This is a genomic window from Oceanospirillum sp., assembly GCF_982874595.1.
Map to the genome: position 1 here is coordinate 1 of NZ_CEYNZH010000054.1, position 23,406 is coordinate 23,406.

The 23,406-nt window shown below is 51.8% G+C and carries 21 protein-coding genes; 5 read left to right on the top strand and 16 right to left on the bottom strand.

From position 1 onward, the window contains the following. The 9 genes from AC4GL5_RS15875 to metG all read right to left on the bottom strand — a co-directional run. Positions 1 to 1,346 (bottom strand): DUF2252 family protein (locus AC4GL5_RS15875; protein ID WP_490383779.1); only part of this gene is annotated, 1,346 nt, incomplete at its 3' end. A gap of 145 nt (positions 1,347 to 1,491) precedes the next feature. After that, a complete protein-coding gene (locus AC4GL5_RS15880) occupies positions 1,492 to 2,013 on the bottom strand; it encodes a DUF1543 domain-containing protein (RefSeq protein WP_490383780.1) in 522 nt (173 codons plus the stop codon). Positions 2,014 to 2,074: 61 nt separating this feature from the next. Next, on the bottom strand, positions 2,075 to 2,785 hold the full coding sequence (locus AC4GL5_RS15885; RefSeq protein WP_086480335.1) for an electron transport complex subunit E: 711 nt from the start codon (positions 2,783 to 2,785) through the stop codon (positions 2,075 to 2,077). A gap of 51 nt (positions 2,786 to 2,836) precedes the next feature. Further along, complete coding sequence (gene rsxG, locus AC4GL5_RS15890; RefSeq protein ID WP_490383781.1) at positions 2,837 to 3,565, bottom strand: electron transport complex subunit RsxG; 729 nt, start codon at positions 3,563 to 3,565, stop codon at positions 2,837 to 2,839. A gap of 9 nt (positions 3,566 to 3,574) precedes the next feature. Next, positions 3,575 to 4,621: an electron transport complex subunit RsxD gene (gene rsxD / locus AC4GL5_RS15895; protein WP_490383782.1), complete on the bottom strand. Its 1,047-nt coding sequence runs from the start codon at positions 4,619 to 4,621 to the stop codon at positions 3,575 to 3,577. Between the two features lie 14 nt (positions 4,622 to 4,635). Beyond that, positions 4,636 to 7,578 (bottom strand): electron transport complex subunit RsxC, encoded by a 2,943-nt coding sequence (gene rsxC / locus AC4GL5_RS15900; protein ID WP_490383783.1) that lies wholly within the window; start codon positions 7,576 to 7,578, stop codon positions 4,636 to 4,638. Beyond that, positions 7,578 to 8,204 carry an electron transport complex subunit RsxB gene (gene rsxB, locus AC4GL5_RS15905; protein ID WP_490383784.1) on the bottom strand — a complete coding sequence of 209 codons (627 nt, stop codon included), beginning with the start codon at positions 8,202 to 8,204 and terminating at the stop codon, positions 7,578 to 7,580. The genes rsxC and rsxB overlap by 1 nt, the downstream gene beginning before the upstream one ends. 93 nt (positions 8,205 to 8,297) lie before the next feature. Beyond that, positions 8,298 to 8,879: an electron transport complex subunit RsxA gene (gene rsxA / locus AC4GL5_RS15910; RefSeq protein ID WP_086480330.1), complete on the bottom strand. Its 582-nt coding sequence runs from the start codon at positions 8,877 to 8,879 to the stop codon at positions 8,298 to 8,300. 282 nt (positions 8,880 to 9,161) lie between these two features. After that, the gene (gene metG, locus AC4GL5_RS15915) at positions 9,162 to 11,195 is read right to left on the bottom strand and encodes a methionine--tRNA ligase (RefSeq protein ID WP_490383785.1); all 2,034 of its coding nucleotides are present in this window, start codon (positions 11,193 to 11,195) and stop codon (positions 9,162 to 9,164) included. 385 nt (positions 11,196 to 11,580) lie between these two features. On the opposite strand from metG, the gene apbC reads away from it, so the two are divergent. Beyond that, the gene (apbC, locus tag AC4GL5_RS15920; protein WP_490383786.1) at positions 11,581 to 12,384 is read left to right on the top strand and encodes an iron-sulfur cluster carrier protein ApbC; all 804 of its coding nucleotides are present in this window, start codon (positions 11,581 to 11,583) and stop codon (positions 12,382 to 12,384) included. Positions 12,385 to 12,511: 127 nt separating this feature from the next. Here apbC and AC4GL5_RS15925 read toward each other — a convergent pair whose 3' ends face one another. Beyond that, on the bottom strand, positions 12,512 to 13,126 hold the full coding sequence (locus AC4GL5_RS15925) for a flavin reductase family protein (RefSeq protein WP_490383787.1): 615 nt from the start codon (positions 13,124 to 13,126) through the stop codon (positions 12,512 to 12,514). Between the two features lie 200 nt (positions 13,127 to 13,326). On the opposite strand from AC4GL5_RS15925, the gene dcd reads away from it, so the two are divergent. Then, the gene (gene dcd, locus AC4GL5_RS15930; RefSeq protein WP_086480326.1) at positions 13,327 to 13,893 is read left to right on the top strand and encodes a dCTP deaminase; all 567 of its coding nucleotides are present in this window, start codon (positions 13,327 to 13,329) and stop codon (positions 13,891 to 13,893) included. 178 nt (positions 13,894 to 14,071) lie between these two features. On the opposite strand, the gene AC4GL5_RS15935 is transcribed toward dcd, so the two are convergent. Genes AC4GL5_RS15935 through purM form a run of 3 tightly spaced genes read right to left on the bottom strand, consistent with a single transcriptional unit; the run spans position 14,072 to position 16,556 of the window. Beyond that, positions 14,072 to 14,797 carry a DUF3108 domain-containing protein gene (locus tag AC4GL5_RS15935; RefSeq protein WP_490383788.1) on the bottom strand — a complete coding sequence of 242 codons (726 nt, stop codon included), beginning with the start codon at positions 14,795 to 14,797 and terminating at the stop codon, positions 14,072 to 14,074. A 44-nt stretch (positions 14,798 to 14,841) separates the two neighbouring features. After that, on the bottom strand, positions 14,842 to 15,501 hold the full coding sequence (gene purN, locus AC4GL5_RS15940) for a phosphoribosylglycinamide formyltransferase (RefSeq protein WP_490383789.1): 660 nt from the start codon (positions 15,499 to 15,501) through the stop codon (positions 14,842 to 14,844). Next, complete coding sequence (gene purM, locus AC4GL5_RS15945) at positions 15,501 to 16,556, bottom strand: phosphoribosylformylglycinamidine cyclo-ligase (RefSeq protein ID WP_490383790.1); 1,056 nt, start codon at positions 16,554 to 16,556, stop codon at positions 15,501 to 15,503. Before purM ends, purN begins: the two co-directional genes overlap by 1 nt. Positions 16,557 to 16,796: 240 nt before the next feature. Here purM and AC4GL5_RS15950 point away from each other — a divergent pair, with 240 nt between their 5' ends. Together AC4GL5_RS15950 and AC4GL5_RS15955 are read left to right on the top strand one after the other, a co-directional pair. Further along, a complete protein-coding gene (locus AC4GL5_RS15950) occupies positions 16,797 to 17,858 on the top strand; it encodes a DUF2066 domain-containing protein (RefSeq protein ID WP_490383791.1) in 1,062 nt (353 codons plus the stop codon). A gap of 133 nt (positions 17,859 to 17,991) precedes the next feature. Beyond that, positions 17,992 to 19,107 carry an AI-2E family transporter gene (locus tag AC4GL5_RS15955; protein ID WP_490383792.1) on the top strand — a complete coding sequence of 372 codons (1,116 nt, stop codon included), beginning with the start codon at positions 17,992 to 17,994 and terminating at the stop codon, positions 19,105 to 19,107. A gap of 82 nt (positions 19,108 to 19,189) precedes the next feature. Here AC4GL5_RS15955 and AC4GL5_RS15960 read toward each other — a convergent pair whose 3' ends face one another. Further along, on the bottom strand, positions 19,190 to 20,509 hold the full coding sequence (locus tag AC4GL5_RS15960; protein WP_490383793.1) for a methyl-accepting chemotaxis protein: 1,320 nt from the start codon (positions 20,507 to 20,509) through the stop codon (positions 19,190 to 19,192). 308 nt (positions 20,510 to 20,817) lie between these two features. Then, the gene (pabB, locus tag AC4GL5_RS15965) at positions 20,818 to 22,191 is read right to left on the bottom strand and encodes an aminodeoxychorismate synthase component I (RefSeq protein WP_490383794.1); all 1,374 of its coding nucleotides are present in this window, start codon (positions 22,189 to 22,191) and stop codon (positions 20,818 to 20,820) included. A gap of 151 nt (positions 22,192 to 22,342) precedes the next feature. Here pabB and AC4GL5_RS15970 point away from each other — a divergent pair, with 151 nt between their 5' ends. Beyond that, positions 22,343 to 23,200, top strand: a complete 858-nt coding sequence (locus AC4GL5_RS15970) for an alpha/beta fold hydrolase (protein ID WP_490383795.1) — start codon at positions 22,343 to 22,345, stop codon at positions 23,198 to 23,200. On the opposite strand, the gene AC4GL5_RS15975 is transcribed toward AC4GL5_RS15970, so the two are convergent. Then, positions 23,178 to 23,406: hypothetical protein (locus AC4GL5_RS15975; RefSeq protein WP_490383796.1), on the bottom strand; the 229-nt coding region annotated here is incomplete at its 5' end. The genes AC4GL5_RS15970 and AC4GL5_RS15975 overlap by 23 nt on opposite strands.

Sequence of the window (23,406 nt, forward strand, 5' to 3'; positions counted from 1 at the left end):
CCACGCAAATACCCGCAATCCTCTTTCACCTGCTCGGCATAACCTTCACAGGCGTTGATCAAGGCTTCGATCTGCTCGGGCAGAACCTCTGCCATTGCCTGTTCAAAGCGGGTGGAGCGTCGGTCACCGCGACAATGGGCGAGCGCTAGGGCTTGCCCGCAAGTCGCTGCGTATTGTTCAAAACCGCCGTTCACCGCCTGTTCTCCAAAGACAATATCTTCAGGATCAATCCCCACGCGGGCGTGGTGTCGGGAGCGGATCAGCCAGTGGCCGTCCTGCCATTCGGCTTCATCCAGTACCAGATCCGGTTTGCGTTGCATACGCTGCTGGCAGTGCACCGTCAGGTGGGCAGGATTCAGGCGGTTGACCGGGCTCAGTTCCGGGAAGTGATACAGCGGCGCGGCATGGCGCTGGCGCTTGATCTCCACCAGATGGCACAGCTCCAGATCATCCTCTGAGGCAAAATCTTTCGGCCCCACAAGGCAGTAGAAACGCCGCATATTCACCGAGCCGGTGCCTGCGTTCAGGCGCTCGGTAATATCGAGGATGCTGTCATCCATATAGGGTTCAAAATGCTGGATCAGTTCGCGGGCTTCATCTGCTGCCAGAGGCTTAAAGCGTTCAGGACGGTCACGGAAGCGAAGCGGCTGCTGACTGATATCCACCTCTTTCGCCAGTGAGCTTTTCTCCAGAAACTTCTTCCCGCCCCAGATACGCTTTTTCGCCTTTTTATAAGGAGCGTTCAGGATATGTTTCTTTTTAAAGCCATCCAGTACCTGATTGCGGTTCTCGGCATCGTCAGCACACTGCTGACAGGTCGCCAGATACTGCTCCAGAAAGGCGGTCATCGCTGTGCGGCTTTGAGCGGCGCTTACCGCCTGATCATCATCAAGGGCTTCCTCTAAGGCGTAACGGCCTGCCAGAACCCCTTCAGCAAAATCCACACATAAGGCCAGACTGGTACAGAAACGCGCCAGATCCCATGCCGCATGGCCGACACAGGCATCATCAAAATCATTGGGGGCAAAGATCACGCTTTCGCCGTGAGCACCTTCCTCGCTCAGAAAGCCAAAGTTAGAGGTATGGCAGTCGCCCATAATAGTGGTCAGTGGTGGGGTCAGCAGGGCTTCCGGTAGTTTCAGATTGCCTTTAGCCAGATCGGCATAAAACAGCTGGGCGGAACCCCGCAAAAAGACAAAGGGGTTGGTGGCCATCTTGATATGTTTGGCGCAGCCCAAAGCCGGATCTTTAAAATCGACCCGTTCCAGTTCCTGATGGATCAGTTGCTGGCGCTGGTATTTCGGGCTTTTATGGCTTGCGGTGTTTGAAGATTTGCTGGATGACATCTCTGCTTCCTTGTCGATGTTTGACGGTGGCTATGGTGTAAAGGAATACCAAGTAATCCAGTCTAACACTGTTTGGAAGCCGATAAAGAGATCGTAAAGAGGGTGTCAGAGAGGGCCCAAAAAGAGGACGGCTTAGCCAATCACCTCAGCCAATCACCTTATAACCGAACCAGTCCGGGCGCAGGGGCTTAACCGGTTTGCCGGTAGCGGTCAGCTGAATATGCCAGTTCTCCAGCAGAGAGATCGGCAGGCAGTCATCTACATCATGCAGGTTGTCTTTGTGCTGATGGCTGGCGGTGGTCAGCAGATGACGCTTTGCCATCTGCTTGGCTTCTTCATCGTTATGGCAGGCAAAAAGACCGAAGGCGTGTTGCTCCGCCATCTGATCCGGCTGATATCCGCCCAGATTGACGAAGTAGAGTTTCAGATCCGATACGACAGGTTCGGAAGAAAGGGAAACCTGATAGCTGCGGCCATCGGCACCGGGCACGGTATCGACAATATGATAACTGTCCAGATGCAGGTTGTTTTTGTGGCCATACCACTGCTGAATCAGAGCTTGATAGGTGTCTTCAATGCGCTCGCCCACCACAAAGCGCACATCGTGCACTTCGATATGACACTGACCGGCACGACCACCCAGATAAACCATAAACAGCTGTGGCATAACGCTTACCTATTTGAATGACCTATAACAGCTTCTGCTTAACCGACTCTTTTACCCGTGACTAACCCGTAACGCGCACGCGACGGTCAACGGTTGGCTTCGGCTCATCCACCTTGTTGCGTTCGGCTCGGGCTTTCAGGTGACCATCCACGATGTTTTTCAGGGCGATCAGCAGACCCATACCCACGAATGCACCCGGTGGCAGAATGGCAAACAGGAAGCTGTAGTCTTCAAATACCACGATCTTCCAGTTAGCGGCCATAGGGCCAAACAGCAGCTGCATATTTTCAAACAGGGTGCCCTGACCGATCAGCTCACGCATACCGCCCAGCAGTACCAGTACCACGGTAAAGCCGATACCCATCATAAAACCATCGGTGACCGCAGGCAGAATCGGGTTCTTGCTGGCGAAGGCATCGGCACGACCCAGAATCACACAGTTGGTTACGATCAGCGGGATAAAGATACCCAGAATCAGATACAGCTCGTAGGTGAAAGCCTGCATCAGCAGCTCGGCACAGGTCACAAAAGAGGCGATGATCATGACAAAGGCGGGCAGACGCACCTGCTCCGGCACAAAGTTACGGATCATGGACACCGACAAGTTAGATCCCACCAGTACCAGAATGGTAGCGATACCCAGCCCCAGTGCGTTAACGACAGAACCGGTTACCGCCAGCAGGGGGCAAAGACCCAGCAGCTGAACCAGCGCCGGGTTGTTATTCCAGAGACCGTCTGCGGTGATTTCCTGATAGCTTTTTGTTGCGCTCATGGTTTTGACTCTCAATTCAGGACTGTGCGGGCTGGCTTAAGCAAAAGTTGCTTACTGTTGATTACCAGCGGTTTCCTGCAAAATTTCTGTGTTAGCTGGTGTCGTCTCCAGCAAACGGTCTTTATGTTTGGCAAAGTATTCCAGTACCGCGCGGGTCTGATTCACCACCGCGCGTGGAGTAATGGTCGCGCCGGTAAACTGGTCGATCTGGCCACCATCTTTTTTCACTTTCCAGGCATCCGGCCCGGGATTTTCCAGTGACATACCGGCAAAGCCCAGAATCCAGTCAGATTTGGCGGTTTCAACTTTATCACCCAGTCCCGGTGTTTCTTTGTGGTTCAGTACGCGGACACCGGCCAGCTCGCCGTTGCGCTTAACACCGACTAACAGATCAATATTGCCGCTGTAGCCGTTAGGATTGCTCACCGGGAACAGCAGCGCCACGGTCTGACCGGTTTTACGGCCGACATAAACCTGCAGCGGCTCTTTATTACCCAGAATAGGACTCGGTGTCAGTGTCAGGGTATCGCTCAGCAGGTCATTATCGATCTGATCCGCAGGCAGAATCTCATACAGGGTGCGGGTCTGGGACTGGCGGATATTCTCAGCGATGCTCTCTTTGGTACCGATCTGAGTCACCGCGATGACACCAGCGGTGACAATGGCAAAGATACCCAGGCCAATACTGCTGCGGATCACCGACTGCAGCAGAGTGGTTTCTGCGGCCTGATCTTCATTCTGATCGTCTGGTTTCTGAGTTTCAGGTGCTGTGTGTTGCATTGAAAATCCTTACTTCTCGTTCTTGATGCCTTTGCGCGCTTTGTTGTGACCAAAGCTGCGGGGCTGGGTGTAGTAGTCGATAAAAGGTGCGGCAAAGTTCATCAGCAGCACCGAGAACGCCACGGCATCGGGATAGTTGCCCCAGGTACGGATCACATAGATCAGCACGCCGATACCGATACCAAACCAGATTTTGCCTTTGTTACTGGTGGCTGCGGTTACCGGATCAGTCGCGATAAAGAAGGCACCGAACATGGTCGCACCGGAGAACAGATGCACCATAGGGGAGGCGTAGTTGCTGGCATCGGTGCCGTAGAACAGCAGCGACAGTACAAACAGAGTACCCAGCATGGCGACTGGCGTATGCCAGGTGAAAATGCGTTTCCAGAGCAGATAGAAACCTCCCACCATAAAGGCGACCGATACGGTTGCCCATGCGGACCAGATTTTCTCCGGCTGGAATCCGTTCTGTTGCCAGTATTCATCCGCCATCAGCGCGCCCTTGTGTTTAAAGCCATCCAGCGGGGTTGCCATGGTAAAGGCATCCGGTGCATTGACTGCGCCACCAAAGACAGCGGACAGGCTTTGGCTCAGGGAAACACCGTTATCCAGCAGAGCCGCCGGTGTTACCCACTGGGTCATCTCAACCGGAAAGGAGATCAGCAGCAGGGCATAGGCCACCATCGCCGGATTGAAGGGGTTATTACCCAGACCACCATAGAGCTGTTTAGCGATGACAATGGCGACAAAGGTGCCTGTTACCACCAGCCACCAGGGAGCCAGAGGCGGCAGTGCGATACCCAGCAGCACACAGGTTAAAAGGGCGCTGTTGTCTTTCAGTGCGGGCAGCGGATTGCGGCTGCGCATCTTAAGGATGACGGCTTCAAACAGCAGGCCGGACACCGAGGCGATCAGCACATTGATGATTGAACCCCAGCCAAACAGCCAGGTCAGTGCCGCAAGCCCCGGCAGGGTTGCCAGAATAACGGTCTGCATCACCTTGCTGGTGCTTAGCGGGCGGTGCAGGTGGGGGGATGAAACCCGGATAAATGCCATAATCGTTCAGACCCTTAACACACTTCAGTGCCGGTTAGCTGAGCCAGTTTCTGCTCGGCATCGGCGAATTTGGTTTTACAACGCTCTACCACAACCTGCTGATCACTGATCGCCTGAGCATCGCCGGAGGCTTCTGCTTCGGCAAGTAGCTTTTCCGCTTTTTTCAGCGCAGTTTTGGTGGCAGCTGCGATAATTTTTGCCTGCTTGAGCGCCTTTTCCTGCGCTTCAGCGGCATTGTCCGCAGCTGCTGGCTGAGATTCTGCTTTAGGTGTTTCAGCCGCGCTATTCTGCAAGGTGGCCAGTTTATCGGCCGCCTGCTGCGCTTTCTCTTTTACGGTATTGAGCTTGGCTTCACAGGCGGTGATCTGTTCGGCATCACCGGATTCCTGTGCCGCAGTCAGCTCTTTCTCCGCCTTTTTGATGGCGGCTTTGCTGGCTGCTGCAGCGATCTTGGCCTGTTTCAGCGCTTTTTCCTGATCCGCGACAGCATCGGCATCAGAAGGTGTATCGGCTTTCGGTTGAGCCGCAGCATTCTGCAGAGCGGTCAGTTTATCCGCTGCCTGCTGAGCTTTCTCTTTTGCCGTTGTTAGCTTGGTCTCACAGGCGGTGATCTGTTCGGCATCACCGGATTCCTGTGCGGCAGTCAGTGCTTTCTCTGCTTTCTTGATCGCAGCTTTGCTGGCAGCGGCGGCGATTTTAGCCTGTTTCAGGGCTTTCTCCTGATCAGCGGAATCAGCTGCAGGTGCTGTTTGTGCGGGAGAGGCAGCCGGAGCCGCTTTAGCACTTTCTTCCAGTGCCTTTAGCTTCTCTTCCGCTTTTACCGCATTGGCTTTCGCAGTCACGATAGCGGCTTCTTTGGCGGCCACTTCGTCCGGATCATTATCCCGCTGGGCATGTACCAGCGCTTTCTCCGCCTTCTTAATGGCGGCTTTGCTGGCGGCTACGGCGATCTTGGCCTGCTTCAGGGCTTTTGCCTGTTCTTCGTTGGCGACAGCAGGGGCAGCCTGAGCTGAAGCTGTTGTCGCAGAAGGAACAGAAGCGATACCCAGCTGTTTCTCGATATCAGCAACCTTATCCTGAGCGGCTTTCAGATCGGTTTCCAGCTTGGACTTGTCCTCATCAGTGGCTTCTGCCAGTGCTTTTTCTGCTTTCTTGAGTGCAACACTTGCCGCGGCACGCTGGATCTTCAGCTTTTTCAGTGCCGCTTCATCCAGACCGTTCGGATTGGTTGCTTGCGCAGTTGTTGCTGCAGGAGCTGCGGCAGCCGGTGTTGCGCCAGTTGACGAACCGCCGCCCAGTTGCGAATCAATAGAGGCAACCTTGTCCTGTGCGGCTTTAAGATCCGCCTCCAGCTTGCTGCGGTTCTCGTCAGTGGCATCTGCCAGTGCTTTTTCCGCTTTCTTAAGAGCAACACTTGCCGCCGCGCGCTGAATCTTAAGTTTCTTAGCGGCGGCTTCATCCAGACCATTTGCGGCAGGCGCAGGAGAAGGCGTTGCAGTTGTCGAGCTGGCAGGTGATTTAGCCGCAGCGGCAGCCATACGAGCGTTACGGGCGGCGATCTTCTCGGCTTCTTCACGCTCCAGACGAGCCTGACGCTGCTCAAAGCGGATCTTAGCGCGTTCTGCTTTTTTCGCTTCTTCCTGCTCGTTACGGATCTCGGTTTTTGCAAAGCGGTAGTACTGCACCAGAGGGATGCTGCTCGGGCAGACGTAGGCGCAGGCACCGCATTCGATACAGTCGAACAGGTTAAACAGCTGCGCTTTTTCAAACTCTTCCGCTTTGGCAAACCAGTGCAGCTGTTGTGGCAGCAAATCAGCAGGACAGGCCTGTTCACACATGCCGCAACGGATGCAGGGGCTTTCCGGTTCCGGATCCGGGAACTCCTGATGGGTCGGGGCCAGCAGGCAGTTGGTGGTTTTCACCACGGGTAGCTGATCACCGGTCAGGGTAAAGCCCATCATGGGGCCGCCCATGATCAGGCGGCTGGCCAGAGACGCGTTGAAACCGGCGTAGTCGAGCAGTTCACGAATCGGGGTGCCCAGACGTACTTCCACATTCTGACGGCGGGTCATAGCGTTGCCGGTCAGGGTGGTGATACGGCTGATCAGAGGCTCGCCCAGTGTCACTGCTTTCGCAATCGCGATGGCGGTACCGACGTTCTGACAGACCACACCGATATCTGCCGGCAAGCCTCCGGAGGGTACTTCACGACCGGTCAGGATCTTAATCAGCTGCTTTTCACCACCGGACGGGTATTTGGTGGGAATTTCGATCACATCAATATGGGTGCCTTTGGTGGCTTCCCGCATCGCTTTAATCGCTTCCGGTTTGTTGTCTTCGATACCGATCAGGCAGCTGCTGGGAACAACCAGCTTGCAAAGGATCTGGGCACCCAAAACCAGCTGCTGGGGATAGCTGCGCATCGCCATATCGTCGGCGGTGATGTAGGGCTCACATTCAGCAGCATTAATCACCAGGGTATCAATAGCGTGGCGTTCCCGGGTTTTGGCTTTTACCGCAGTGGGGAAGCCCGCACCACCCATACCCACGATACCGGCTTGGGAGATGGCGTTAAGCAGGGTATCGACATCGGCATTCTGCCAGTCGGTCACCGGTTCCAGCATCGCCCATTCATCTTTGCCATCGGACTCGATGGTGATGCACAGATCATTCATGCCGGAGGCATGGGGAATTGGATGTTCGCCAATGGCGGTCACGGTACCGGAAATAGAGGCGTGAATATTGGCACTGATAAAGCCATCGGCACGGGCGATCAGCTGACCGGTTTTAACGTGGTCGCCAACAGCTACAATCGGCTCTGCGGGAGCGCCGATATGCTGTTGCAGGGGCAGAATCACTTTTTGTGGCAGCGGGGCCTGAGCCAGAGGTTGCTGTACGGATTGCTGTTTGTTTTCGTCCGGGTGAATACCGCCGTGGAAATCCCAAAGTGTGCGCATCAGATAGTACCTCCGCTGACAGAGGTGCTTGAGCTGGTGGCGAAAACCTGATGTTCAAAGCGGGCATTCGGGCCTTGAGGGCGGTTCCAGCCCCAGTTTTTCACTGTGGTTTCTACAGGCAGCATATCGATACAGTCTACAGGGCAAGGCTCGACACACAGGTCGCAGCCGGTACATTCAGATTCGATAACGGTGTGCATCAGCTTAGTAGCACCGACAATGGCATCCACCGGGCAGGCCATGATGCATTTGGTGCAGCCGATGCACTCATCTTCGCGGATATAAGCGACTTTTTTCACGCCGATGGTGTCCGGGTCTGCATCCAGCGGCATAGGGTCTCGACCCATCAGATCGGCCAGCGCTTCCATGGTGCTTTCGCCACCGGGAGGACATTTATTGATATCGTCGCCATTAGCGATCGCTTCCGCGTATGGGCGGCAACCGGGGTGACCGCATTGGCCACACTGAGTTTGCGGTAGCAGGCTGTCGATCTGGTCAACAATAGGATTGCCTTCCACCTTAAAGCGGATAGAGGCATAACCCAGCATGGCGCCGAACAGGGCTGCCAGTGTGAGCAGTCCGATTACAGCTGCGAAAACAGGATGTTGTGAAAGAAACTCAGTCATCTGTTTGTCCGGTTATAACGGTTAAAAAAGATGGTACGACTTTTGATGCGATCGTTAATAGCATCAGGTCTCTCGGTTAACGCGGTTATGGGCTTAAAGCTGAACGAGACCGCTGAACCCGAGAAAAGCCAGAGACATCAGCCCGGCGGTTACCATGGCGATGGAAGAACCTTTAAAAGGTGCCGGTACATCGGCAACGGCGATACGCTCGCGCATGGCGGCAAACAGTACCAGTACCAGAGAGAAACCTACGGAAGCACCAAAGCCGTAAATGGTCGCTTCAACAAAACCGCTGTTACGGTTCAGACTCAGCAGTGCCACACCCAGTACAGCGCAGTTGGTGGTGATCAGCGGCAGAAAAATACCCAGAACCCGATACAGCAGCGGGCTGGTTTTGCGCACCACCATTTCGGTGAACTGCACGACCACCGCAATCATCATAATAAAGGCGATGGTTTTCAGATATTCGATACCCAGAGGTTCCAGTACGAAGTGATACACCAGATAACTGCTGGAAGAGGAAAGTGTCAGTACAAACGTGGTGGCCAGGGACATACCCATGGCGGATTCCAGCTTGTTGGAAACCCCCATAAAAGGACAAAGGCCCAGAAACTGAACCAGAACAAAGTTGTTCACCAGAATGGTGCTGATCAGGAGCAGGATGTATTCAGTCATCACATATCTTCGTCAGGAATTAGGGTTTGTCAGGGGGCAACATTATAGCGTTTTTTGCTCAGGATTCGCTGACACGAATCAGCCTCAGCTTTAAACGTTCGGGCCTGAGCTTAAGGCGAACTATTATCTTTTTTTAAGTTATTACCTACAAGAAAAAAGACAGGTCTTCTTATAGTGAATAGTTATATGTAAATGATGCATATTCCCAATTGTAGATAAAAAAACAGGGGCATATGCCCCTGTTTTTTATGGTGTTTTTCGAAACACGCAGTGGTGGATCTCTTACTTGACGCGCATTCCGTTTTGAGCACCTTCGTCAGGTGTCAGCAGGAAGATCTCTTCGCCACCTGGGCCTGCGGCCATCACCATGCCTTCGGAAAGACCGAAGCGCATCTTGCGGGGCTTCAGGTTAGCCACCATAACGGTCTGACGGCCTACCAGATCTTCCGGCTTGTAGGCAGACTTGATCCCGGCAAAGACGTTCTTGGTCACGCCACCCAGATCCAGTGTTAGCTGAATCAGTTTGTCGGCACCTTTTACGTGATCGGCGGCAACAATGGTCGCAATGCGCAGGTCCAGTTTGGCGAAATCATCAAACTCGATTTCATCGCTGATCGGGTCGTCTGCCAGAGGGCCTGTTGGCTGCTCTTTCAGTTTCTGCTCTTCGGCCAGAACTTCTTTGGAGGCTTCGATCATGGCATCGATTCTGTCGCTTTCAACACGGGTCATCAGCGGCTTGAACTTGTTGATCTCGTGACCTTGCAGCAGTTCTTTGCGGGCATCCCAGTTCAGGTTTTCTACATTCAGGAAGGCGGCAGCCTGTTCGCTCATCACTGGCAGAACCGGTGCCAGATAGGTCACCAGCTGATGGAACAGGTTGATACCTACGGAGCAGATATCCAGCACTTCCTGTTCTTTGCCTTCTTCTTTCGCCAGAGACCAGGGGGCTTTATCGGCGATATAAGCGTTAGCGGTGTCCGCCAGTTCCATGATCAGGCGGATCGCGCGGCCAAAGTCACGGTTTTCGTAGTGCTCGGCAATCTGGTCGCCCAGTGCGATGGCTTCGTCCAGCATCGCCTGTTCCGCACAAGTATCAGACAGCTTGCCACCGGATTTCTTAACAAAACCAGCACAACGACTGGCGATGTTAACCACTTTACCGATCAGGTCGGAGTTGACCCGTGCCGTGAAGTCTTCAAAGTTCAGATCCAGATCTTCCGGACGGCTGGTCAGCTTGGCGGCAAAGTAGTAACGCAGGTATTCCGGGTTCAGGAACTCAGCGAAGGTTTGCGCCTTGATAAAGGTGCCGCGGGATTTGGACATCTTCTGACCGTTTACTGTCAAAAAGCCGTGGGCGTTAACTGCTGTGGGTCTGCGAAAGCCGGAACCGTCCAGCATCGCTGGCCAGAACAGGGCATGGAAGTTGATGATGTCTTTACCGATGAAGTGGTACAGCTCGGCTTCGGAATCTTTGTTCCAGTAGTCATCAAATTCCAGATCGTCACGACGGGCGCACAGATTTTTGAAGCTCGCCATATAGCCGATAGGTGCGTCCAGCCAAACGTAGAAGTATTTGCCTGGTGCATCCGGAATCTCAAAACCGAAGTAAGGGGCATCACGGCTGATATCCCACTCGTGCAGACCGGCATCTAACCACTCTTTCAGCTTGTTGGCGATCTGTTCGTGCAGGGTGCCGCTTTGCGTCCACTCAGCGAGCATGCTCTGGAAATCCTGCAGCTTGAAGAAGTAGTGCTCGGACTCTTTCTCAACCGGAGTCGCGCCAGAGATGGCTGATTTAGGATCGATCAGTTCAGCCGGGGTGTAAGTTGCACCACAGGCTTCACAGTTATCACCGTACTGATCATCGGCTTTACATTTCGGGCAGGTACCCTTGATGAAGCGATCCGCCAGGAACAGGCCCTTGTCCGGGTCAAACATCTGGGTGATATTGCGGGTGGCAATATGACCGGCATCACGCAGACGTTTGTAGATCAGTTCAGAAAAATAGCGGTTCTCTTCAGAATGCGTGGAGTAGTAGTTGTCGAAGTTCACCAGAAAACGGTCAAAGTCAGCACGGTGTTCTTCGTTCACTTTATCGATCAGCTGCTGAGAGGTGATACCTTCCTGCTCGGCACGCAGCATAATCGCGGTACCGTGTGCGTCATCGGCACAAACGTAGGAGCACATGTGGCCACGTTGTTTCTGAAAACGAACCCAGATATCGGTCTGGATATATTCCAGCAGGTGTCCCAGGTGAATGGAGCCGTTGGCATAAGGGAGTGCGCTGGTCACTAGGATTTTACGAGCTGATGACATGGTGTCTCTTTACGCTTCTGTGTTGAACGGATGGGGCTGGCCTTGTGTTTTGCTGCGGCTGACGCTTTACGGCTATTGGTAAAGATCAGGCTTAGGCAGGCTGGGCAGCCGATGAAAAAACAATCCGGTAACTATAGCGACTGAGAGGAAAATTTTCATCTCTGTATTGTCTTTTGAGGATGAAAATCGAACGAGAGGTTTTTCACTATAGAAAATAGGGTTTATTAACCAAGTGCTTTACTGGGTTATTGCCTGTGGTAAGCTAGCAGCAATTTTTAAAACGAATATCTAACGCCTTGTTTTTAACAAGGGTTTGCGATTTTGAGCCTGAAGGCTGTGTTATCGCTTCAGGTGTACTCATAACTGATTCAGACTAGAGGTCGTTATGCTGGAAGATGTGAAAAAAATTGTTGCGGTGGCATCCGGTAAGGGTGGTGTCGGTAAGTCTACGGTTACCGCAAATCTGGCGCTGGCGATGGCAGCTAAAGGCTTTAAAGTGGGGCTTTTGGATGCGGATGTTTACGGCCCAAGTCAGGCGCTGATGCTGGGTGTTGCCGATGGCGTTCGCCCTCAGACCACTCACGGTAATAACTTCGGTCCGATTGAGGCGCAGGGTCTGTACACCATGTCGATGGCGTATCTGGTGACCGAGAAAACGCCGATGGTATGGCGCGGGCCTATGGTGAGTGGTGCTTTCCAACAGATGCTGACCCAGACCGACTGGCCTGAGCTGGATTATCTGTTTATCGATATGCCGCCGGGTACCGGTGATATTCAGCTGACACTGGCGCAGAAGGTTCAGGTCAGTGGTGCGGTAATCGTGACCACGCCTCAGGATATTGCCCTGCTGGATGCCAAAAAAGGTGTTGAGATGTTCCGCAAGGTTAAAATCCCTGTACTGGGGGTGGTAGAGAACATGAGTCTGCATACCTGCAGCGAATGTGGTCATACTGAACCGGTATTTGGCGAAGGTGGTGGTGAACGTATCGCCAAAGAGTACGATACCGTTCTGCTGGGTCAGCTGCCGTTGACGTCGACCATTCGTGAACAGGCCGACAGCGGTAAACCTTCTGTTATTGCTGAGCCTGATGGTCAGATTGCCGGTTTCTTCTCTGATATTGCGGACAATGTGATTGCTCAGCTGGAGAAGGCTGAGCAGGAAGTACCGACGATCACCTTTGGTGACTGATCAGATTCGCTAATCCCGCTAATTGAGGCTTTGAGCCTAACGGGATAAAAATAAACGGGGGCAGCTGAAGTCGATTCAGCTGTCCCGTTTTTTTTCTGCTTTTTATATAGAAAGCGATAGCCGCTTTTTAAGCTGGGCGATCCAGTTTAAAAACGTCCCCGAAAGTGGCGTATTCACCACCGCCCAGTCGTGCCAGCGGTTGCATTTTAGCGGCATCGATTCGGGTGCGGCCTTTGGCATCTTCTTCCACCAGATCATCTCTTACATACAGCGCTTTGATCTCACAGTAGAAGATCGCCTGTTTGTTGGGGCCGACCTCATGCAGGTCGGTCAGTTCTGCCAGCATGGCAACCGGTGCCTTCTCAAGGCGGGGCAGATCCCAGCCCGGTTCGTTCACCAAAGGATGCTGGATTTTGTACAGTTCAGAGTCACCATACTCTAACGTGCGGGCGGTTTCGGTCACTTCTTCTGCCTGATCGACAGAGGGGATATGAATCACCAGCTGTTTGTTCTGGCTGAGGTTGTGCCGCGTGTCTTTGGGGGTGCCATCCGGTTTTTTGCCTGCAGAGAACATCACCAGTGGCGGATTACTGCAGATGGCATTGAAGAAGGAGAAGGGCGCCAGATTGTAGCCGGAGGTTTCGTTGGCGGTCAGTACCCAGGCGACCGGACGCGGAATAATCGTCTGAGTCATCAGGTGGTAAGCTTGGTTGGGACTTAAAGTGTCAAAATCGATACGCATGGTGGCTCCTTGCAGTGTCTTTAGTTGATGTGGCGCTATTTATGTTCGGGTAACAATCACTGGGCTTGAATCGGAAGCGTACGGCCAGCTAGAGTGTACGCATATATTCCGCTATTTAAGACTGATACATGGTGCTTTTGCATTGGCAATCAACCCTGTATCATTCAAACGCTTTTTTAAATCTAACACGTAGGAAGTTTATGGCCATTAAGTCTGATAAGTGGATTCGCCGCATGGCAGAGTCTGACGCAATGATCGAACCGTTTGAGTCTGAGCAGGTACGTTACGTTGATGGTCAGCGTGTGATCTCCTTTGGTACGTCCAGCTACGGCTATGATGTACGTTGTGCGGATGAGTTTAAGGTGTTTACAAACATCCACTCGGCGACGGTAGATCCGAAAAACTTCGATGAAAACAGTTTTGTCGATATCAAAAGCGATGTGTGTATTATCCCGCCAAACTCCTTTGCCCTGGCGCGCACCGTTGAGTATTTTCGTATTCCCCGTAATGTGCTGACGGTTTGTCTGGGTAAATCCACCTACGCCCGTTGCGGTATTATCGTGAACGTAACGCCGCTGGAGCCTGAGTGGGAAGGTCACGTTACGCTGGAGTTCTCTAACACCACCAATCTTCCGGCTAAGATCTATGCCAATGAAGGTGTTGCTCAGATGCTGTTCTTTGAGTCTGACGAAGTCTGCGAGACCTCTTATAAGGATCGCGGCGGTAAGTATCAGGGACAGACCGGGGTAACACTGCCGAAAACCTGATTCAGGCCTGAGTCGCGAGTATCAAAAAAAGCACCGATTGGTGCTTTTTTTGTGCCTGCCGAAATCAGTGCCTGCTGGCTTCAGCGACTCTTTCCGGAAAAGCCAATACAGGGTGGTGTTGCGTTTCTGGTTTGTAATATTCAGCTTGGTGTTGGTTTTCAGCTTTGGCTAAGAACACTTAAAGTCCGGTGACTTTTTTTCCTGCTAATTTTGCTTTGACCAGAATGACAGGTTCTTCATCATCTTTGTTGCGCACCGGTTCAATGCGTACCAGCAGGTTGTCCCAGTCTTTTGCCAGCCAGACCAGATGCTCTACATCCATTTTGGAATGCCGCAGACTTTCCAGTTTAATGGTTTTCAGGCGGCCCATGGGAGTTTTGATAATCTCTTCGCCTACAACACGGAAGGTAAAGAACTTTATCTTTCCGCCATCGGCAACAGGGTATTTAAACAGTTTCTGCTCAGGGTGCTTTAACAGGTCATACCGAAGCTTCAGCTGATAGCTGAGAAGATCCTGCGCATTGAATGGGATGTCCATCTTCCAGGGTTTATTGTCAATATCGTTAGTGACTCTTTGCTGATCCCAGTGGAAGATCACTTTTTGTTCTTCGCTTTTACCGAAAACTTTTTGGTAGCGCCGATAGAGCAGGGGTTTTAATTGGGTTTCAGGGTCAAGCAGGAAGGTGCTGGTTTGTTGAATGCGGGCAAACCAGTTTTTGGCGCTAAAATCGAGAACCCACTGTCCGTTGCTTTTGCGGGATAAGGTGCGTTTGGCTTCAACATCAATACTGAAGCCTAGCTCGTAGGTTGTCTTATAGGTGGCGCTATAGGGCTTAAGAGGGGGAAGCGCGAAGCTGGGAACTGCAAATAGCCCTAGGGTTAAAAGTAGTATCCATTTCAGCATTGCACGCCTCCTTTGGTGCCTTGGGTGTTCGATAAGATCAGAGTTTACTCTTCAGTGGGCTCTGCTTGCAGACGGGGAATTCTGCCTTCTAAGGATACGCCATCCATATGTGGAATGCCGTTTTCCAGTTGAACACGACCTTCCATAAACCACTTAACTGCGATCGGGAAGATTTTGTGTTCCTGAGTCAGTACCCGTTTTGCCAGTAGTTCCGGCGTGTCGCCTTCTTTAATCGGCACAGAGGCCTGAATAAAGACCGGGCCACCATCCAGCTCTTCGGTAACAAAGTGCACGCTGGCACCATGCTCAGTATCACCGGCTTCAATGGCGCGTTTGTGCGTATGAAGCCCCTGATACTTGGGCAGAAGAGATGGGTGGATGTTGATCAGCTTGCCGCTGTAGCGACGAACAAAATCCGGTGTCAGGATGCGCATAAAGCCAGCCAGGATCACCAGATCGGGTTCATGATCATCAATTTTACGGATCAGGTTCAGGTCAAAAATCTCGCGACTTTTGAATTCAGTGTGGTCCAGCAGTTCAGTATGAATACCCGCAGCCTGAGCGCGTTCCAGACCGAAGGCATCAGGGCGGTTGCTGATAACCGCGCTGATGTGACCGGGGATCTCGCCACTATCTACAGCGTCGATGATCGCCTGCATGTTGCTGCCGCTGCCAGAGATCAGAATAACGATAGAGCCGGACATTACTTTTTCAGGCCCTGCAGTTCTACCTGTTCTTCATCGGCAGATGCTTCAGCGATGTGGCCGATCTGCCATGCTTTTTCGCCTTCAGCATTCAGCAGGTCGATCGCTTGCTGTGCTTTATCCTGATCGACAACGATGATCATACCAACACCGCAGTTCAGGGTGCGGTACATTTCGTACTCGTCGACATTGCCGCCGCGCTGTAGCCAGTTGAAGACTTCAGGGCGTTGCCAGCTGTTCAGATCAACAACTGCCTTGGCATTCTCAGGCAGTACGCGAGGCAGGTTTTCCTGCAGGCCGCCACCGGTGATGTGAGAGATCGCATGAACCGGCAGTTCACTGATCAGTTTCAGAACCGGCTTCACGTAGATGCGCGTCGGGGCCATCAGGGCATCGGCCAGTGACTGACCATCGATCTCTTCGTTCAGGTCTGCATTGGTGACTTCGATAATCTTGCGGATCAGAGAGTAGCCGTTGGAGTGAGGGCCGCTTGATGCCAGACCGATCAGAGCCTGACCTGTTTTAACATTAGAGCCGTCGATCACTTCGCTCTTTTCAGCAACACCGACACAGAAACCGGCCAGATCGTAATCTTCACCTTCATACATACCCGGCATTTCAGCAGTTTCACCGCCGACCAGCGCTGCGTTTGACTGCAGGCAGCCTTCACCGATGCCGTTTACGACATCGGCAGCAATATCAACATTCAGCTTGCCGGTTGCATAGTAATCCAGGAAGAAGAGAGGCTCTGCACCGCAAACAATCAGATCGTTTACACACATGGCAACCAGGTCGATACCGATGGTGTCGTGTTTTTTCAGATCCATCGCCAGGCGAAGCTTGGTGCCTACACCGTCGGTTCCGGAAACCAGAACAGGTTCGCGATAGCGGGTTGGCAGTTCACAAAGTGCACCAAAACCTCCCAGGCCTCCCAGTACTTCCGGGCGGCGGGTTTTCTTGGCAGTACCTTTAATACGTTCAACCAGGGCGTTGCCCGCGTCGATATCAACGCCAGCGTCTTTGTAACTAATCGATTTTTGCGTGTCGGTGCTCATGAAGGATCCTGTGGAATCGCAATAGGATAATCAGCGCGGGATTGTACCCTACCTCATCGCAGGGGTCACTCGCCTTTAGGAAATGCCAGTCTTTTTTTGTGGTGCTTGTCTGTTGGTGCTTTATGGCGGTGAGTTTGGGAGGCAATGCTCCTGATGATTCTTTTTCGCTGCGGGCTGTGTTGGGTGCCTGCTTCGGGTAGAATGTTCGCCAACTGGAATGCCAAGGTAAAAGAGGTTTGCATGTTTAAGGGTTGGATTCGCAGCGTGATCGCTGTGTGGCTGGGACTGCTGATATCGTTACCGGCGATGGCTGTGCAGATTGATGGGTTGTTTGAGAGTGAGCGTTTAGTTTCGGATCAATCGGCCGAGCAACGTTCGGCTGCGGTAAAGGCTGGGCTTGCTGAAGTGTTGGTTCGGGTTTCCGGACACAAGCGTACTCTGGAACATGATGCTGTTCAGGCATTGCTTGAGCGTGCTGAAAGTTATCTGGCTCAGTTTTCTTATCGTGTGAATGAAAACGAGTCGGGTGCAGACCAGGCTGCATTCCGTCTTAGAATGCGTTTTGATGGGCCTTCTTTAATTAAGGTGCTGAGCCGCGCGCGTCTTTCTGTTTGGGGGAGTAATCGTCCCAGTGTGCTGACCTGGCTGGCCATTCAGGGGCCTAATGGTCGCTTCGTAGTAAACAGTGAGAATAATCCTCTGTTGGCTGAGGTATTAGATGCTGAAGCCAGACGCCGTGGTGTGCCTATTCTGCTGCCTCTGATGGATCTTGAGGATGAGCAGTTGGTCAGTGTGAGTGATGTCTGGGGGCAGTTCAGTGACCGAATCAGCGCAGCATCCGTACGTTATTCTCCGGATGCGGTTTACAGTGGTCGCTTTTATCGGTCGGGTTCCGGATGGAGTGCATACTGGTTGGTACAGATTGGTAGTCAGCGCCAGGCGATTGAACTGAAGGCTAACGAGGTTCGTGAGCTGTTTGCTAAATCTGTTGATGCTCTGGCTGAAGTTCTGGCGGAGAAGTACGCAGTGGTTGTAAGTGGGGCCAGTTCTGGCGACTATGCTTTTAAAGTCGTTGGCCTTAAGTCCGTTGAGGATTACGCGAAATTGAATCATTATCTCAACAGCCTGCAAGTTGTGGGTCGGGTTGAGGTTGCCCGTGTTGATGAAACCGGGGTGGCTTATCGGGTAGCGTTGAAAGGGGCTGTTGAACAGTTTCTGTCTGTCTTGGCACTGGACTCGTATTTGGAACCCGATAACTCCGGTTTTGAGGGCGTTGAGCAAAGCTTCTTCTGGCGTCCCTGACTTTCCTGCGCCCTGTTGCAATCGTAAGCCGGTGCTTGTCATCGGCTTTTTTGCGAACCTATTTATTGATACAGCCCCTGTGCCAGCTGGGGTAAAAGTGGCGAGATGGAGTTTGTTATGAAGGGTGTTTGCCATGGGTAGTATTCAGCAAAGAATTATTGCAGTGGCTTTAGTGTCTGCTGTTGTTTTGTTATATCTGCTTCAGCCGATTCTGATGCCGTTTCTGGCCGGGATGTTTTTGGCTTATATGGGTGATCCTTTTGCTGATTGGCTTGAGGATAGAGGCTTGTCACGCAGATTCTCGGTTGTTTTAGTATTTTTCTTACTGTCGCTTTTCTTTGTTCTTTTTCTGTTGTTTCTTATTCCTCTGCTTGGCCGTCAGCTGACGTTGATTCAGGAGTTTATTCCTGTGGCTGTTCATTGGTTTCAGTCAACAGCGCTGCCGTTGCTGGAGCAATATACAGGTATTGAAGCGGATTCTTTCGAGTTAGATACTATTCAGAAAGCGATCACGGGTCATCTTCAGCAGGCTGGTTCCGTAGCGGGTGTTATTCTTAAGGAGCTTGGCCAGTCAGGGATGGCTCTGGTTGGAGCGGTTGTGAATATCGGTCTGATTCCTGTGGTTACTTTCTATCTTTTACTGGATTGGGATCATCTGAAACTTAAGGTGCTAAATCTTTTTCCTCGTCGTTATCAGGATAGGACCGAAGCACTTGCGATGGAGTGTGATGAGGTCTTAGGGGCTTTTATTAAGGGGCAGCTGTTGGTGATGCTCTGTCTGAGTGTGATCTATGCAACAGGTTTGTGGCTGGTGGGACTTAAGCTGGCTTTGTTGGTAGGGTTGATTGCGGGGCTTGCCAGTATTGTTCCTTATTTGGGGGCTATCATTGGTATCGGTGCCGGTCTGTTAGCAGGCTGGTTTCAGTTTGGTGATTGGTTACCGCTGGTCTGGATCGCTATGGTGTTTGGCATTGGCCAGCTGTTGGAGAGCTTTGCACTAACCCCTCTGTTGGTTGGTGATAAAATTGGCCTGCATCCGGTAACGGTCATTTTTGCCATTATGGCTGGTGGCCAGTTGGCGGGTTTTGTGGGGGTTTTGATCGCACTACCGGTTGCGGCTGTGGTTATGGTGTTATTACGTCATCTGCATGATTACTACAAGGATAATGACGATCCGGGAGAGGATGTTTCTGAAGAGAGCAGTGTAGCTGATTCTCAGGATGACGCTGAGTCTAAGCCTGTAGCATAATCATCGCAGGTAGAAATATTGACAAAAAGCCGGTATCTCATTGATACCGGCTTTTGTTTTTTTAAGTAGATTCAGACGACTTTCAGGAGATTTGAGTAGCCTCAATCTTATTGCCTGCACTGGCTGAGGTTATTAATCCCTCAATCTTGCTGATTCCTTTAAGCTGGTTTTCCATATCTTTTGACAGTTGACTGAACTCATTAGCTACGTTTCGGGTTTCTTCTGCCGATGTAGCAGAACGATGCACGACTTCATCAATCTCAGAAATGCTCTGATGTATCTGGTCCAGATGTTGTGCCTGCTGATTTGAGTTCTGATCAATCTCGGCAACAGTTCGGTTGATCTCTGCTAATTGCTGTACGACATTCTGCAGGGATTGCACGCAACGTACAGCGATTCGATTACCCTGTCCCACACTGTTAATAGATTGCTGCAGATGTTCAGAGGATTGTTGAGCGGCTTTGGTGCTGCGCTCTGCTAATTGACGAACTTCATCGGCAACAACTGCAAAACCTCGTCCCATCTCTCCGGCCCTGGCTGCTTCGATGGAGGCGTTTAGAGCAAGCAGATTGGTTTGAGCCGCGATGTCGTCGATAACCTGAATAATTTCTCCGATCGCTTCACTGGATTGGGTGATGTCAGCCATGGTGCTTTCAAACTCATTCATATCCTGTGCGGCCTTCTCTGAAAGCTGGCTGGCCTGATCTGCCAACTGACTAGCCATCGTAGCGCGTTTGGCATTGAGGTTGGCGTCAGCAACTGTAGAGTCCAGAGATACGCCAATCTGGGTTACGGCCGATGCCTGTTGGGATACGCCTTGGCTCAGAGAGTCGCTGGCAAGATTCAATCCCTGACTCCGCTCAGTCAGGTGGCTTCCGACACGGATCAGATCCTGATACACATTCTGCAGAGCGGTTTTTTCAGAAATGTCCTGAACGATTTCAACATGACCGATTTTTTCACCGTTCAGGCCAACAAGATACTTAGTCGTTACTTTAAAATCTTTATCCCACTGATTGAAAAAGGTGGTGCTTTGGCCCTGACGCAGGCAGTTAATACCACATTTTTCAGTTTGGCAGATGTTGGCTCCCCAGTTATGGCAGTTGCTGCCTAGTACAGATTCCCGGGTAACGCCCAGAGGGTCTGTAGCCGCTTTATTGACAAAGGTCCATTTCATATCTAAATCGGTAACCGATAGCGGGTTTTCTATGGCGTCAACAATCTGCTCGTAAAAATGTATTTTTTCGGCCGTTAGACGTTGGTTGTAAAACCACAACGCGGACAGGGCCAATTGGACAATGATACCTGCGATCAGTAGGGGTTGCTCAAGTGCAAAAAAGCAGAGCAGCAGCAACATGCTGGTTTGTAGCAGGTAGGCTGCCGATTTTATTTTTTTTGTCATACTTTCAGGCTCCGGCAGAGGAGAGGTTTTGTCCGTTACTCGAAACGGAGGGTATTTATTCATGGCAGCTTATCACTAAGCAGCTGATTAATTATAAGCTAGATTAGCTGCGGCTGCTTTAGTATAGGCTTTATTTTTTAATAAAGCTGTATTTTTTATTCATGAATAAGATGCTGTGTCCCACAAGGGGATTGCATCTTGACGGCGAAGGGGCCAGTTCTCGGGGGGAGACAGGATGGACTTTAGGGGGCATGGTGCCGCATGTTGTCGGCTTTTCATTTGAATATACCGGCTGTGAACCTTGATTTTCATATCTGAGTTTTAAAATCCGGCTGCAGGGATTGCAGAATCTTACCTACCTTATGCAGGGTCTCCTGATACTCACTCTCGGCCACGGAGTCGTAGACAATGCCGCCGCCGCCCCAACAGTCAAGACGGCTTTCCGTCTCACCCGTTTCAGGGTTGTCTTGCACCGATTCCAGCAGAGTGCGAATGGTGATGCTGCTATCCATTCTGCCATTGAAGCTGATATAGGCCACTGATCCGCAATAGATCGCACGGCGCTGGGGTTCCAGCTCGTCGATAATCTCCATGGCGCGAATCTTAGGTGCGCCGGTAATAGAGCCACCGGGGAAGCTGGCTGCCAGCAGATCAACGGCATTTTTATTCGCAGGCAGTTCGCCCTCTACGGTGCTGACCAGATGGTGCACATTGGCGTAGCTTTCCAGAGCAAAAAGCGCCGGTACTCTGACCGAACCCGGTTCGCAGACACGCCCCAGATCATTGCGCAGCAGGTCAACAATCATCAGATTCTCAGCTCTGTCCTTGATGCTGTTCTGCAGCGTCTCGGCAATATGCCGGTCTTCCCGGGCATCACCGGATCGGGGGGCGGTGCCTTTAATCGGCTTGGTTTCAACATGCCCCGCATGCAGCTGCATAAAGCGCTCTGGCGAAACACTGAGAATCTTAAACTGATCAAAGTCCAGATAGGCGCTGAAGGGAGCAGGGGTTGCTGCACGCATCTTCAGATAGGCTTGCCAGCTGTCACCTGTGGCCTTAGCCTGAAAGCGCTGAGCAAAGTTGATCTGATAGCAATCTCCGGAACGGATATACGCCATGATCTTCTCAAACCGGCTTTTATACTCCGGCCAGCTCAGGTTGGCGGTAAAGGGGGTTGTCAGAGAGAAAGGTGCGGGCTTGTCGCGATCGTTTGTTCTGCTCAGCAGGGCCTCAAGCTCATCGGCCTCGGACGCTGGCGCAACGAGTTCCGCGATCTGGTGCTCATGGTCGACAACCACCGCCCAGAGATAGATGCCACCGATGATCGATGGGAAATGGCAATCATCCTCCGCTGAGTCTGGCAGGGTTTCCAGCTCACGACCCAGGTCATAACTCAGGCCGCCGATAAAACCGCCTATAAAAGGAAGGTGGTAGAGGGTTTTGTCGGTTGCCTCAACACGATGACTGGTGCTGAGGCTGTCCAGCAGCTGCTGCAGTTGAGTCAGACTGTTGGCAGAGCTTTGAATCTTTTTAACCGGATTGGCACTGATGATGTCATAGCGGCCGGATGGGCTGTCCGGTTTATTACTGTCGAGTAAAACTGGCGCATCCAGATGGCGGATACGCTCAAAATAGTCGACCCCGGAACGATAGGGCAGTGATCGGGTGCAGAGTTGAGTCATAAATTAAACAATAGATGAAGGAGTCGCCGCTGCCGGATAATAAAAGGCAGTTGTCTGTAAAACGCGCTATTCTAACGGCTTTTTTTCAGGCAGCCTATTTTTGCCTGCATTATCGACCGCTCTGTCTGTTGTTTATTTTTAAGGTATCTCAATGTCAGAACATTATCAGTGTGAAACCGCTTCGTTGGATCGCCCGGATTACCGTATCTACTATCGCGTCTACCGCAATCTGCACAACCCGGATGGCCGAAAGATACTCATGCTGCATGGTGCAGGGGTTGACGGAGGCTTTACCTGGGAACCTATGTTGCGACATCTGAGCCATTGGGGAACCCTGCTGGTGCCGGATCTCAGAGGAATGGGGCAGAGTGTTCCGCTACCGGAAGGTCGTGAGGAAAGTGCTTTCACTGTAGAAGAGGTCGTTGGTGATGTTTCCGCGCTGCTGGATTATCTTGGCTGGTTTGAATCTGATCTGGCGGGATACTCATTTGGCGGTCTGGTCGCCATGCTGTTAAAGCAGCAGCGTCCTGTCGCGTTCAAAAAGACCTATCTGCTGGAGCCTGCCTTATTAGAGCGGCCCGATCTTGATGAGATGCGTGAAGTACGCGGTAACTATTCTGTGGCGGCTCAGATGATGCGCACTGAAGAACCGGTCGAGAAAGGTATTACGCAATTTCTGGATCTGATTTCACCGAAGCGCTCCAAATCGGCCCGGGTAGAGCATGCGACCGTTCACCGTCTTAAAAACCGTGTACTGGGTTTGTCATACGCTCTTGATGCGGTGACCGATGCGGTGCAGCGTCTTGATCGTGCTTCTATTTTGTCGGTTCAGGAGAATGTAGACAGTTTTGTTGGCGGTAAGAGTCTGGAATCGATGAAAGCCTGTCATCAGCAGATCGCCGCAGAGCGTGAAGACTGGCAATTTCATGAAATCGGCGGTACCGATCACTCTTTGCCGTTTCAGAAGCCTTCTAAAATTGCCGAGATTATTCAGCGCACGATTGCTTAGGGCGATTTCTCTTGTCCCTTGGTACGTTGGTGGCGTTATCGGTGTAGTAATTGCAGACACTTACCGGATTTAAAGTTTCAAAGGTAACTGTATCGTAGACAATTAATTGGGCGTGACCGCAAGGTTGCGCCTTTTTTGTTTTTATAACCTTATGATTATAAAGCAAAAAAACTGATATCAATGGATTGTTGTTTTCAGATTGTAGA